10 protein-coding genes are annotated in these 13299 nt (G+C 55.9%); 9 read left to right on the top strand and 1 reads right to left on the bottom strand.

The window, feature by feature from the left end:
* The first annotated feature begins 21 nt into the window (after positions 1 to 21).
* The 3 genes from ABD851_RS13840 to lpdA all read left to right on the top strand — a co-directional run bounded on the left by ABD851_RS13840 (position 22) and on the right by lpdA (position 4883).
* A complete protein-coding gene (locus ABD851_RS13840; protein WP_344980275.1) occupies positions 22 to 2556 on the top strand; it encodes an FtsK/SpoIIIE family DNA translocase in 2535 nt (844 codons plus the stop codon).
* Positions 2557 to 2708: 152 nt separating this feature from the next.
* The gene (lolA1, locus tag ABD851_RS13835; protein WP_344980273.1) at positions 2709 to 3377 is read left to right on the top strand and encodes an outer membrane lipoprotein periplasmic chaperone LolA1; all 669 of its coding nucleotides are present in this window, start codon (positions 2709 to 2711) and stop codon (positions 3375 to 3377) included.
* Between the two features lie 99 nt (positions 3378 to 3476).
* Positions 3477 to 4883 carry a dihydrolipoyl dehydrogenase gene (gene lpdA, locus ABD851_RS13830; RefSeq protein WP_344980271.1) on the top strand — a complete coding sequence of 469 codons (1407 nt, stop codon included), beginning with the start codon at positions 3477 to 3479 and terminating at the stop codon, positions 4881 to 4883.
* Between the two features lie 55 nt (positions 4884 to 4938).
* On the opposite strand, the gene ABD851_RS13825 is transcribed toward lpdA, so the two are convergent.
* Positions 4939 to 5313, bottom strand: coding sequence for a DUF4870 domain-containing protein (locus ABD851_RS13825; protein ID WP_344980269.1), 375 nt, complete (start codon positions 5311 to 5313; stop codon positions 4939 to 4941).
* A 122-nt stretch (positions 5314 to 5435) separates the two neighbouring features.
* Here ABD851_RS13825 and ABD851_RS13820 point away from each other — a divergent pair, with 122 nt between their 5' ends.
* The 6 genes from ABD851_RS13820 (at position 5436) to ABD851_RS13795 (ending at position 13289) form a co-directional block, all read left to right on the top strand.
* Positions 5436 to 7688 carry a monovalent cation:proton antiporter family protein gene (locus ABD851_RS13820; RefSeq protein ID WP_344980267.1) on the top strand — a complete coding sequence of 751 codons (2253 nt, stop codon included), beginning with the start codon at positions 5436 to 5438 and terminating at the stop codon, positions 7686 to 7688.
* A 41-nt stretch (positions 7689 to 7729) separates the two neighbouring features.
* Positions 7730 to 8584: a sugar phosphate isomerase/epimerase family protein gene (locus ABD851_RS13815; RefSeq protein WP_344980265.1), complete on the top strand. Its 855-nt coding sequence runs from the start codon at positions 7730 to 7732 to the stop codon at positions 8582 to 8584.
* Positions 8585 to 8642: 58 nt separating this feature from the next.
* Complete coding sequence (gndA, locus tag ABD851_RS13810; protein WP_344980263.1) at positions 8643 to 10058, top strand: NADP-dependent phosphogluconate dehydrogenase; 1416 nt, start codon at positions 8643 to 8645, stop codon at positions 10056 to 10058.
* Between the two features lie 66 nt (positions 10059 to 10124).
* Positions 10125 to 11639, top strand: coding sequence for a glucose-6-phosphate dehydrogenase (gene zwf / locus ABD851_RS13805; RefSeq protein WP_344980261.1), 1515 nt, complete (start codon positions 10125 to 10127; stop codon positions 11637 to 11639).
* Positions 11640 to 11716: 77 nt separating this feature from the next.
* Positions 11717 to 12448 (top strand): 6-phosphogluconolactonase, encoded by a 732-nt coding sequence (gene pgl / locus ABD851_RS13800; protein WP_344980259.1) that lies wholly within the window; start codon positions 11717 to 11719, stop codon positions 12446 to 12448.
* A gap of 4 nt (positions 12449 to 12452) precedes the next feature.
* Positions 12453 to 13289, top strand: a complete 837-nt coding sequence (locus tag ABD851_RS13795) for a phosphatidylinositol-specific phospholipase C/glycerophosphodiester phosphodiesterase family protein (RefSeq protein WP_344980257.1) — start codon at positions 12453 to 12455, stop codon at positions 13287 to 13289.
* Positions 13290 to 13299: the final 10 nt, after the last annotated feature.

Genomic DNA, 13299 nt, shown 5'->3' with positions numbered 1-13299 from the left:
TATCTTTGCAGCTGAAGCACTATGGCAGGTAACCGACTCAAAACCGATAATTCAACCAAATCCCGTAAAACGGGTGCAGAGCGGCTCAAAAAAGACAAGGTCGCCGATGTGAAAATGAAGGACCTCGTGAAGGACGAACGTACCCACAAGGTCACGGGCGTGCTGTGCCTGCTGCTCACCCTGTACCTGTTCATCGCCTTTACCTCCTACCTGTTTACCTGGCAGGACGACCAGGACAAGGTGTTTCGTCTTTCCTCCGACGTGCTCTTCCGGGAAGACATACAGATGGAGAACCTGCTGGGCCGCCTGGGCGCCTTTGTGGCCCATCTCTTTTTTTATGACGGTATCGGTATCACGGCCTATTTCTGCTGCTGGTTCTTCTTTATCCTCGGCGTCAACTGCATTGTGGGAAGAAGGGTGTTCCGTATCTGGCGCAACTTCCGCTATATGCTCTTTGGCATCGTCCTGCTCAGCACGGCTTTTGCCTTTGTCTTCCAGGGCTGGCAGTTTCCCTGGGGCGGCGCGCTGGGTAACATGATCAGCCAATGGCTCAGCGGCTTCTTGGGCACCCTCGGCACCACCCTGCTGCTCGCCGCTACCGGACTGGCCTTTCTCATCTGGCAGTTCAACTTCGATTTTAAGCTTCCGCGCAGAAGCCCGCGGCCGGTTGTTCCGCCGGTGCCGGAAGATACCTATGCCCCCGCCGACGGTCCGCAGGAGGTAAAGCCGCAGCCGCTGGGACTGGGCAACCTGCTGAAAGACGATGATACCGCTACAGTCATCAACCCCCTTCATGCTCCGGAAACAGAGCCTGCCGGGGAAATGACGCTCATCGAGAAAGACGTGCCGCCACCGGCCGCAGAAACGCCGGCCGCAGAAAAAGAGACCGGCGAATCCTCCCGGGTAGACCTGCCCCTCGGAAAAGAAACCACCCCGCTCCCCGCCCGCCGCCCGGCCAAAGAAAACGGGGAGGTGACCCTGGAGATCAATCCGGCCCATGAAGAAGAAAAAAGCAGCGGCAGACCGCCCAACAAGGCGGTAAAAGAGCAGGGGCTCTATGAGCCCACGCTCGATCTGCAGGACTATCGTTTCCCCACGCTGGACCTGCTCGAAAATCACGGAGGGGACAAGATCATACACGACAACAATGAGCTGGAGAACAACAAGAACCAGATCATTGAAACCCTGCGCAACTACGATATTTCCATACAGAAGATATCCGCTACCGTTGGCCCTACCGTTACCCTTTACGAGATCGTACCGGCGGCAGGCGTACGGATATCCCGTATCCGGAACCTGGAAGACGATATTGCGCTCAGCCTGGCTGCCCTTGGCATACGCATCATCGCGCCCATACCCGGCAAAGGCACCATCGGCATCGAGGTGCCCAATGTCAAGAAAAGCATCGTATCCATGCAGGCGCTGCTGGCTTCCGAAAAATTCCAGAACAGCAAGATGAGCCTGCCGATCGCCGTCGGTAAAAAGATCGACAACGAAAACTTTATCGTGGACCTGGCCACCATGCCGCACCTGCTGATGGCCGGCGCCACGGGACAGGGAAAATCCGTCGGCATCAACGCCCTGCTGGTATCGCTGCTGTATAAAAGACATCCCTCCCAGCTGAAGCTGGTGCTGGTGGACCCGAAAAAAGTGGAGCTGTCCATCTACCGGCTGATCGAGAAGCATTTCCTGGCCAAGCTGCCCGGCGAAGAGGAAGCCATCATTACCGATACCAAGAAGGTGGTGCATACGCTCAATGCGCTCTGCATCGAGATGGACAACCGCTACGACCTGCTGAAAGAAGCCGGCGCACGCAATATCCGGGAATACAACGAAAAATTCATCCATCGCCGTCTTAACCCCCAGAAAGGTCACCAGTATCTTCCGTTCATCGTACTGGTGGTGGACGAATTCGCCGACCTGATCATGACGGCGGGCAAGGAGGTCGAAATGCCGATCGCGCGTCTGGCCCAGCTGGCCCGTGCCGTAGGCATACACCTGATCATCGCCACCCAGCGCCCCTCCGTAAACATCATCACCGGTACCATCAAAGCCAACTTCCCCGCACGCATGGCCTTTAAGGTCAGCTCCAAGGTGGACTCCCGCACCATCCTCGATATCGGCGGGGCGGAACAGCTCATCGGCAAGGGCGATATGCTGATTTCCTATAACGGGGAGCTCGTGCGGCTGCAATGCGCTTTTGTGGATACCCCCGAGGTGGAAAAGATCGTGGAATATATCGGCGCCCAGCAGGGGTATCCGGAGGCCTTCCTGCTGCCCGAATATGTAGATGAAAAAGAACTGGAGAACCGCGAGTTCGGCAGCGGTGAAAAAGATCCCCTCTTCGAGGAAGCTGCCCGGGTGATCGTGCAGACCCAGCAGGGCTCCACTTCCCTGCTGCAGCGGCGGATGAAGCTGGGATATAACCGCGCCGGAAGACTGATGGACCAGCTGGAATCAGCCGGTATTGTCGGTCCGAATCTGGGCAGCAAGGCCAGGGATGTGCTTTTTAAAACGGAAACGGAGCTGGAAGAATACCTGCAGCAGCTGTTCTGACATCCTGTCTTCCTACCCTCCCCTGGCACGGGGTTTGCCTTACAAAGGACGTTCCGGCAGGGTATAAGCTACATCCTGCGCGGTTAACGAGGATGCATGCATCCGGCACAACGAAACAGTGACAAACGAAGAAAGAAAACAAATACTAACGGATGAAAAAAGTTATTGCAGCATTATTGTTAACGGGAATCGCCTTTATGCAGGTGCAGGCGCAGCAGCAGACCCCGTTCGGGAAGAGCGATCCCAAAGCCAAGGCCATCCTGGATGCCGCCAGCGCTAAATTCAAAACCTACAAAAGCATAAAAGCCGGTTTCTCACTCAAGATCACCACGCCGGATAACAAAGTAATGGATACCAAAACCGGCACCGTTTACCTGAAAGGGAAAAAATACAAAGTGCTCCTGGACGGACAGGAGATATACTGCGACGGCAGCACCACCTGGTCTTACAACAAGGATACAAAAGAGGTACAGATAAGCGCGTACACCCCGGATAACGCCACCCTTACCCCGGACCGCCTGTTTTCCAACTTTTATGACAAGGAATTTCTCTATCGTCTGAGCGGCAGCAGCACGCACCGCGGCAAACCGGTGGATGTGATCGAGATGACGCCGCTGGATAAGTCCAAACCTTTTTTCAAGGTGGTGGTACAGATCGACAAGGCCGCCAAGAATATCGTAAGCACCGAAATATTCGAGCAGAGCGGAAACCGCTATACCTATGAAATCACCGCCTTTACGCCCAATGCGGCGATGGCCGACAACAGCTTTACGTTCGACGCCAAGGCCCACCCCGGCGTTGAGGTAGTGGATCTGCGCTGATGTTTTCCCGATTTCTTGTTACCTTTGGCCGGCCCGGGAAGACCGGTCTGCCGGTACATCAGTAACCCCGTAGGTATTTATCATTCAAAACCTGAATATATGGCATACGATGTAATCGTTATCGGAAGCGGTCCCGGCGGATACGTTGCGGCTATCCGCGCATCACAGCTGGGATTTAAAACGGCCGTGGTGGAAAAAGAATCACTGGGCGGCATATGTCTCAACTGGGGTTGCATCCCTACCAAAGCCCTGCTGAAAAGCGCTCAGGTCATGGAATATGCACAGCACGCCAGCGACTACGGCGTACTCGTGAAAGAACCCAAACCGGATTTTTCCGCCATTATAAAACGAAGCAGGGGTACGGCCGACAAGATGAGCAAAGGCGTTCAGTTCCTGATGCGGAAAAACAAGATCGACGTGCTGAACGGCACCGCTAAGCTCAAGGCCAAAGGACAGGTAGCCGTAACCGATAAGGACGGCAAAACCGCCGTGCATGAGGCCAAACACATCATCCTGGCTACGGGCGCCCGCTCCAAAGAGTTGCCCAGTCTCAAGATCGACGGCAAAAAAGTCATCGGCTACCGTCAGGCCATGGTGCTCCCGGAACAACCCAAATCCATGATCATTGTAGGCTCCGGCGCCATTGGCGTGGAGTTCGCCTATTTTTATAACAGCATCGGCACCAAGGTTACGATCGTGGAATTTCTCCCCAACATCGTACCCGTAGAAGACGAAGACGTATCCAAAGAGCTGGAAAAGAGCTATAAGAAAAAAGGCATAGCGGTAATGACCAACGCTTCCGTGGAAAGCGTGGATACTTCTGGAAAAGGCGTTAAAGCCAATGTGAAGACGGCCAAAGGCAACGTAACGCTGGAAGCCGACATCGTGCTCAGCGCCGTTGGCGTGGTGGCCAATATTGAGAATATCGGCCTGGAGGAGCTCGGTATCAAGACCGAGAAAGGCAAGGTCAGCGTGGACAAATATTACCAGACCAATGTGGCCGGTATCTATGCCATCGGGGACTGCGTTCCCGGCCAGGCGCTGGCGCATGTGGCTTCCAAAGAAGGTATTATCTGCGTGGAAAACATCGCCTTCGGCGAAAAGAAATACAAGCATCAGCCGGAGCCGCTGGATTATCATAACGTTCCCGGTTGTACGTACTGCTCCCCCGAGATCGCCTCGGCAGGCTACACCGAAAAAGCGGCCAAGGATGCCGGCTACGAGATCAAGGTCGGAAAATTCCCCTTGTCCGCCTCCGGCAAGGCCACCGCTGCCGGCGCAACGGAAGGATTTGTGAAGGTGATCTTCGACGCCAAGTACGGGGAATGGCTCGGCTCCCACCTGATCGGCTACAATGTCACGGAAATGATCGCCGAAACCGTGCTGGGCCGCAAGCTGGAGACCACCTACCAGGAAGTGCTGAACGCCGTACACCCCCACCCCACCATCAGCGAAAGCATCAAAGATGCCATCGAGGTGGCTTACGGAGAGGCCATCCACCTGTAAACAACATCAGACTTTACAAAAAAATAACCCCGACCTACCGCTGGGGTTATTTTTTTTAAAGCCCTTTGAACCACTCCTGGGCCAGCGGCCCGATCAGCGGCAGGGGTTTCTGTTCCCCGTTGGCCGCGCCGACCAGTCCCAGTACCCATAATACAAAAAGACCGATGCCGGCAAGCGCGCATACGAAGCTCAGCGCTCCCCCGACATAAGGGATCATGCTGAGCCCCGCCCGGACAATGCCCAGCGCAACACCGGCCAGCACAAGCATCAGCATTTGCCGGAGATGAAAGCTGCCCAGCGCCGTCCGGTTACTACTGTTCAGGATAAGCGCGACGATCCAGCCGATCAGAGTGATGTAGCTGACGATGGCTACCGTTTTTCCGTCGGTGCCGGAGGGAGCGACGGGAGGCGTTTGTGGAGTATTTTCCATACAGGGGTTCTGTTTTAAGTCTTAGCCGAAGTTAACCAATTTATCAAATCCCCGCCTTTCCCCTGCCGATTTTTGTTATTTCCTGCTTTCTGTCTTATTTTTAAGGCAAAACGGCGCGGCGCATGGAGCATGTACACGAGCTTATTATCGATCTGGCATTGATCCTCGGGGCTGCGGGCATTACCACATTGATCTTTAAAAAGCTGAAGCAGCCCCTGGTACTGGGTTATATTATCACCGGGCTGCTCGTCAGCCCTAATTTCCATCTTTTCCCCACGATCACCGATACCGCCACCATTAAGGTATGGGCGGATATCGGGGTCATCTTCCTGCTGTTCAGTCTCGGTCTGGAATTCAGCTTTAAAAAACTACTCAAGGTCGGCGGCTCCTCGGCCGTCACCGGCATATACGAAGTATCCTTCATGCTGCTGTTCGGCTATATCACCGGGCAGCTGCTGGGCTGGTCTACCATGGACAGCATCTTCCTGGGCGGCATCATCAGCATCTCCTCCACCACCATCATCATCCGGGCCTTTGACGAGCTGGGGGTAAAGACCCAGAAATTTGCCAGCCTTGTACTGGGTGTGCTGGTGATCGAAGACCTGGTAGCCGTGCTGCTCCTGGTGCTTCTTTCTACCGTGGCCGTCAGCCAGCAATTCTCCGGCGCTACCATGCTCTTCTCGGTGCTGAAGCTGGTGTTTTTCCTGATCCTCTGGTTTGTCTCCGGCATCTACCTGCTGCCCACCTTCCTCAAAAGGGTCCGCAAGCTGGTCAACGACGAAACCCTGCTGGTGCTTTCGCTGGGCTTCTGCCTGCTGATGGTGGTGCTGGCGACCAAGGTGGGGTTCTCCTCCGCCCTCGGCGCCTTTATCATGGGATCCATCCTCGCGGAGACCCGCGAATCCGAAAGAATCGAGCACCTGGTCAAATCGGTAAAGGACCTGTTCGGCGCCATCTTCTTTGTCTCCGTCGGCATGCTGATCAACCTGGCGGTGCTTTGGCAGTATATTGTACCTGTGCTTATCCTCGCCGCGGTGGTGATCTGCGGCAAAACGCTGAATGCCACCATCGGCTCGCTCATATCCGGGCAGCCCCTCAAGCAGTCGCTGCAAACCGGCATGAGCCTTTCCCAGATCGGCGAATTTTCCTTTATTATTGCCACGCTCGGCGGCATAGACCTCAAGGTGACCAGCCCCTTTCTATATCCCATAGCCGTCGGGGTGTCAGTGCTGACCACCTTTACCTCGCCCTATATGATCCGGCTGTCCGAGCCCCTGTACAACTGGCTGGAAAAGCACCTGCCCGCTTCCTGGATCAGCTACCTGAACCGCTACAGCACCGGCGCGCAGAAGATACAGACCACCAGCACCTGGCGTCTGCTGCTCCGCTCCTACCTGCGGATCATCATCCTCCACCTCGTGATCATCACCGGCATTATCCTGCTCGTTACCACGTATGTAGGTCCCCTGCTGGATAAACGTATTGCCAACTCCACCATCAGCTCCCTGACTACCGCGCTGATCACCCTGCTGCTGGCCGCCCCCTTCCTCTGGGCGCTGGGCTTCCGCCGGATAGACCGTATCTCGTTTTCCAAGCTCTGGCTGAACAAGGGTTATAACCGCGGACCGCTGGTACTGCTCGAGGTAATCCGCGTAGCCCTTTGCGTGCTGATCGTCGGCTTTCTGCTGAACCGCGTCTTTTCGGTCACCGTAGCCCTGGCCGGCGCCGTGGCCATCATCATCCTCGTGATCATCCTTTTCTCCAAGCGACTGCAGTCGTTTTACGGCCGGATAGAACACCGGTTTCTGACCAACCTCCATTCCAAGGAAGCGGAGCCCACCCCCTCGGGGCAACGGGTGGATTCCGATCTCATCCCCTGGGACGGACACCTCGCCTATTTCGATATTCCCCCGGAAGCCACCTGCGTGGGAAAGACCCTGGTGGAGCTGGGATGGCGCGAAAAATACGGCATCAACGTGGCGCTTATCGAACGCGGAAAAAGGCTGATCCATGTGCCCACCCGGCAGGAGCGCCTCTACCCCGCAGATCGTATAGCCGTAATCGGTACCGATGATCAGCTGGAGGATTTTGCGCATACCATCGAGTCGGAAGACATCCTGGCCCCCGCGGAAGCCGACGGGGAAAACATAAAGCTGATGCAGATCACGCTCGATAAAAATTCGCCGTTTACCGGCAAAAGCATCCGGGAATCAGACATCCGCAATACTACCTCCGGCCTGGTGGTGGGGGTGGAACGGGATGGCGAACGGCGGCTCAATCCCGATTCTTCCTTTGTGCTGGAAGCGGGCGATCTCGTTTGGATCGTGGGCAACAAAGACCGGCTTCGGGAAGCCATCCAGCTGTCTGTTACCTGAACGGGATATAACTTTTTTATGTTTAAAAAATCATATCGCTTATGTCTTCTTCACGCAGATTATTTCTGAAAACCGCTTCTCTGGGCGTAGCTGCCACAGCCGTACAGCCGGTATTGGGCAAGGGTTTGTTGTCCGCCGGAAAACGCATTCCCGGTAAACAGGCCTGGCAGACCGGGATCGCCGGCTTTACCTTTGCACAATTCAACCTCGACGACTCATTGCAAATAATGAAGCGGCTGGATGTGCACGATCTTTCCATCAAGGATTTTCACCTGCCGCTGGACAGCACTCCCCAGCAGATCAGCGCCGTGGTGGACAAATGCAAAGCCTCGGATGTACGCATCTACGCCGTCGGCGTCATCTACATGAAATCAAAAGCCGAGGTGGACCGCGCCTTTGCCTATGCCAAACAGGTGGGCGTGCCCCTGATCATCGGCGTGCCGACCTACGATCTGCTTTCCTATTCCGAACAGAAGGTGAAGGAGTCCGGCATCCGGCTGGCCATCCATAACCATGGTCCGGAAGACAAGCTGTACCCCGCCCCGGGAGATGTGTACAAACGGATCAAAAACATGGATGAACGCGTCGGGCTTTGCCTGGATATCGGTCACAGCCAGCGCGCCGGCACCGATCCCGCCGCAGCAGCCCGGGAATACGGACCGCGGATCTTCGACCTGCACATAAAAGATGTTACCGCTGCAAAGAGAGACGGACAGGCCATCCCGGTAGGCCGCGGCATCATCGATTTTCCCGCCCTTATGCTGGCCCTGCAGAAGATCGGCTTCAAAGGACATTGCAGCATGGAATACGAAAGAGATATGAAGGACCCGTTGGCCGGTCTCGCCGAGTCGGTAGGCTATCTGCGGGGCGTGGCCGCAGGCACTTTATACCGTTAAAGACGGGTAAAATGCCTAACTTTATTGCCTGTTTAACAAATACATACATTAGAAAATTATGGCAGACAAATTATTTGACCTTGGTATGATCGGCATCGGAGTAATGGGCAAAAACCTGTTATACAACATGGCCGATCACGGATTCAGCGTAGTAGGATATAACAGAAGCCCTGAAAAAACGGCAGCCCTCGAGCAGGGCGCTACCCCCAACACCGATGTAAAAGGGGTGAACACCATGGAGGACCTGGTGAAGATGCTCAAAGCACCCCGCAAAATCACCCTGCTGGTGCCTGCGGGAAAACCCGTGGACGACGTGGTGGGCAGCCTGCTGCCCCTGCTGGAGAAAGGCGATATCATCATCGATGCCGGCAACTCCCATTATACCGATACCCTGCGCCGGGTGACCGAGCTGCAGCCCAAGGGCATTCATTTTATGGGTATGGGCGTGTCCGGCGGGGAAAGCGGAGCACGGCTCGGCCCGAGCATCATGCCGGGTGGCGACAGGGAAGCTTACCAACATGTAAAGGCAGTGCTGGAAGCCGTTTCCGCCAAGGTCAACGGCGAACCCTGCACGGCTTATATGGGTAAAGATGCCGCCGGTCACTATGTGAAAATGGTACATAACGGTATCGAATATGCGATCATGCAGATGATCAGCGAGATATACGACCTGCTCCACCGCGGCCTCGGGCTGGACAACGACGAGCTGCACGAGGTGTTCAAGACGTGGAACGAAGGCGAGCTGCAATCTTTCCTCGTGGAGATCACCCGCGATATCTTCCTGAAAAAGGACGACAAGACCGGGAACCGGCTCGTGGATATGGTTCTCGACAAGGCCGGGGCCAAAGGTACCGGCAAATGGACCTCCCAGGATGCCATGGACCTGCCGGTAGCCATTCCCAGCATTGATATTGCCGTTTCTCTCCGCACCCTGTCTGCCTTTAAGGAAGAAAGGGTAAAGGCCGCGGCGATCTACAAGCCGGTCATCGAAAAGATAAAAGCCGATAAAAAGCAGTTTATCCAAGAGGCCGGAGAAGGGTTGTTCTTCTGCACCATCATCGCCTACGCCCAGGGGCTGGCGCTGCTGCACAACGCCTCCGAAGAGCTGAAGATGGATATCCCCATGCAGGATGTGGTGAAGATCTGGAGAGGAGGTTGTATCATCCGCTCCTCGCTGCTGGAACAATTCTACCAGGCTTACCGGAAAAATCCCCAGCTGCCCAACATCCTGCTGGACGATCAGCTGTCCGGCCTGGTACAATCGAAGCTGCCGGCCATCCGCGCTATCCTGGCGCAGGCCATTCGGAGCGGTATACCCGCGGCCGGTCTGAAAAGCGCGCTGGCTTACTTCGAAGCCTACACCACCGAACGGATGCCCACCAACCTGATCCAGGCACAGCGGGATTATTTCGGGGCGCATACTTACCAGCGTATCGACGAAGAAGGTATTTTTCATTCGGAATGGGACCAGTAACCGGTCCTGTTCCTTAACAGGGTCCGGATAAGCCGGAACGAAGTAATTTTTCAAAACAAACTGATCATGTCGCAACATAAACGTCCGCCGGCATCTATACTCTTTATATTCGGCGGCAGCGGAGACCTTAACTACCGTAAACTCAGTCCCGCCCTTTATAATCTTTTCCTGGACGAGTGGATGCCCGAGCATTTTGCCATCATCGGCATCGGACGCAGCCCCTATTCCGATACGGACTACCGCAAGCACCTCCTGGACGGCATAAAAAAGTTTTCCCGCCGCAAGGAAGAACCCAATAGTCACTGGACTTCCTTCTCGGAGCATGTCTCTTACCTGCAGATGGATGCGGAAGACGAAAAAGCCTACCAGAAGATCACCGATATCGTAAAAGACCGGGAAAAAGCCTGGGGAGAACATCCGAATGTGATCTTTTATATGGCTGTGGCGCCGCAGCTGGTGCCGGATATCGCTACCAAGCTCGGCAAGCTGAATGTCTGCACCGATACCAAATACACCCGCATCGTTATTGAAAAGCCGTTCGGGCATGACCTCGAAAGCGCTCATAAGCTGAACGAGCTGCTGACCGGGATGTTTGCCGAAGACCAGATCTACCGTATCGACCATTACCTGGGTAAGGAAACTGTCCAGAATATCCTGGCGCTCCGTTTTGCCAATGCCTTGTTTGAGCCCATCTGGAACCGTAACTTTATCGAGCATGTCCAGATCACCGCCGCGGAAACCGTAGGCCTTGAAGGCCGCGGCGGCTATTACGAAAAAGCCGGCGCCCTGCGGGATATGGTGCAGAACCATATCCTGCAGCTGCTCTGCATGGTAGCGATGGAAGCGCCGGTGTCCTTCCACGACAATGAGATCCGGAATAAAAAGGTGGATGTGCTGAATGCCATCCGGCGTATCGGCCGGGACGAAGTGCACGATTATGCCGTCCGCGGCCAGTACGCTCCCGGATGGATAGAAGGAAAGAAAGTGCCCGGCTACCGCCAGGAAAAAGGCGTAGACCCCAACTCCCCGGTGGAAACATTTGCTGCGGTGAAGTTCTATGTCGACAACTGGCGCTGGCAGGGCGTACCCTTTTACGTGAGGACCGGAAAGTTTCTGAATGAGAAGACAACCATCATCACCCTGCAGTTCCGTCCCGCCCCGCATTATGCGTTCCCTGGGGAGGCGGCGGAAAGCTGGCGGCCCAACCGGCTGACCATCAGCATACAGCCCGAGATGGATATCCGTATCCGTTTCCAGGCCAAACGCCCCGGACAGGCCATGGCCCTCAGCCCGGTGGACATGATCTTCAACTACGACGAAGCCTACGGCGATCATTCTCCCGAAGCCTATGAAACCCTCCTGCTGGATGTGATGGAAGGAGATGCGACGCTGTTCATGCGCGCAGACCAGGTGGAAGCGGCCTGGAAGATCATCATGCCCATCCTGGAGGCCTGGGAAACGCGCAGCCCGGTGGATTTTCCCAACTATGCTCCCGGCAGCTGGGGACCGGAAGACGCCGAAGCGCTGATCGCCCGGGACGGGCACAACTGGATCACGCTGCCGGCGCCGCACCAGGAATAGCCGCTGTTCGTACGTGAAATACCCGCGTCCGGAACAGTGAGGTCTGCGGGATCGTTCATGCGTTTATTTTTAAGTTCATGGAATTACATATCGCCCAAGACCTTGACCAGCTCAGCCGTGACCTGGCCGATTGGATCACGGAACATATACAAAGCACCCTGGAGCGGCAGGACCGGTATACCTGGTCGCTCTCCGGAGGAAGCACCCCGCGGCGGCTGTATGAGCTGCTCACCCGGCCGGGCTATAAAGAAAAGATACCCTGGGAAAAGCTGCACCTCTTCTGGGGCGACGAGCGGGCCGTGCCTTTTGACGATGAAAGAAACAACGGCAGAATGACGTATGAGGCGCTGCTCCGGCATGTACCGGTGCCGGAAGATCAGATCCATTATATGCGGACAGATATCGGTCCCGAAGCTTCCGCTGCGGCATATGAAAAGCTGTTGCACCAGTATTTCGGCGCTACCGGCACCAGCTTCGACCTGGTGCTGCTGGGGATGGGCGACGACGGGCATACCCTCTCGCTGTTTCCCGGTCTGCCCGTAGTACACGAACAGGAAGCCTGGGTCACCTCCTTTTATCTCCCGACGCAGCAGATGCACCGGATCACCCTCACCGCGCCGATCGTAAACCGGTCTGCGCAGGTAGTCTTCCTGGCCGCCGGAGCCGGTAAGGCGGACACGCTGAAAGAAGTGCTGGAAGGGCCTTTCCGGCCGGAGCAATTTCCCTCGCAGGTGATCCGGCCCTCTGCGGGTACGCTGCATTGGTTTGTAGATAAAGCCGCCGCTGCCCGGCTAAACAGCCATACATGATCTTATGCCAAGGATTTTTCTTTTCGCACTCCTGCTGACCTTATCGCTTTCCGCGATCGCCCAGCAGCGCCCTGTGAAAGCGCCTCCCGGGAAGATAAAGATCCATTCTCATAACGATTACGATCATACGCAGCCTTTCTGGGACGCTTATGAACAAAGGGCTTTTTCCATAGAAGCGGACGTATACCTGCGGGGCGATTCGCTGATGGTGGCTCACCAGGCCTCCGGGATAAAACCGGGCCATACGCTGGAAACGATGTACCTGCAGCCGGTCAGCCGTTTGTTTGAACAATACCAGGGGAAGGTAAGTAACGACGACGGATATACGTTCTACCTGATGATCGATATCAAGGAGTCCTGGCAGGACGTGCTGCCGCTGCTGATCCGCAGGCTGGAGCAGCACCGCAGCTGCTTTGACCGGAGCCATAATCCCATGGCCGTGCAGGTATTTATCAGCGGTAACCGCCCCCCGGACAGCACTTTTAGAAACTACCCTTCGCTGATCCTTTTCGACGGATTGCCCGGACACCGCTACGCCCCTGCCGATCTCCGCAAGGTGGTCATGATCAGCGATAACTTCGAGACGTATTCAAACTGGAACGGGAAAGGCCGTTTATCCGAAGGCGGCCGGGCCACGCTCCGCAGGCTGGTGATGGCCGCTGCCGGGTTGGGCAAACCGTTTCGCTTCTGGGGCGCTCCGGATACGCCGGAAGCCTGGCGTACGCTGCAGCAGCTGGGACCGGATATGGTGATCAATACCGACCGGCCGGGAAGCTGTCGCAATACGCTGACCTCGGCTCCGGGCGCGGCTCCGGCGGTGATTTCCGCAGCGGGTCGTTAGATCTGCAAGC

The sequence above is a fragment of the Compostibacter hankyongensis genome (genome assembly GCF_039541075.1).
Lineage (GTDB): Bacteria > Bacteroidota > Bacteroidia > Chitinophagales > Chitinophagaceae > Compostibacter > Compostibacter hankyongensis.
The sequence above is the reverse complement of the archived record's forward strand: the minus strand, read 5'-3'. Positions and strand labels throughout refer to the sequence as shown.

Bases quoted from the DNA above. Each gene is read 5' to 3' on its own strand.
- ABD851_RS13840 (WP_344980275.1), top strand. From the start codon at position 22: ATGGCAGGTAACCGACTCAAAACCGATAATTCAACCAAATCCCGTAAA.
- lolA1 (WP_344980273.1), top strand. From the start codon at position 2,709: ATGAAAAAAGTTATTGCAGCATTATTGTTAACGGGAATCGCCTTTATG.
- lpdA (WP_344980271.1), top strand. From the start codon at position 3,477: ATGGCATACGATGTAATCGTTATCGGAAGCGGTCCCGGCGGATACGTT.
- ABD851_RS13825 (WP_344980269.1), bottom strand. From the start codon at position 5,313: ATGGAAAATACTCCACAAACGCCTCCCGTCGCTCCCTCCGGCACCGAC.
- ABD851_RS13820 (WP_344980267.1), top strand. From the start codon at position 5,436: ATGGAGCATGTACACGAGCTTATTATCGATCTGGCATTGATCCTCGGG.
- ABD851_RS13815 (WP_344980265.1), top strand. From the start codon at position 7,730: ATGTCTTCTTCACGCAGATTATTTCTGAAAACCGCTTCTCTGGGCGTA.
- gndA (WP_344980263.1), top strand. From the start codon at position 8,643: ATGGCAGACAAATTATTTGACCTTGGTATGATCGGCATCGGAGTAATG.
- zwf (WP_344980261.1), top strand. From the start codon at position 10,125: ATGTCGCAACATAAACGTCCGCCGGCATCTATACTCTTTATATTCGGC.
- pgl (WP_344980259.1), top strand. From the start codon at position 11,717: ATGGAATTACATATCGCCCAAGACCTTGACCAGCTCAGCCGTGACCTG.
- ABD851_RS13795 (WP_344980257.1), top strand. From the start codon at position 12,453: ATGCCAAGGATTTTTCTTTTCGCACTCCTGCTGACCTTATCGCTTTCC.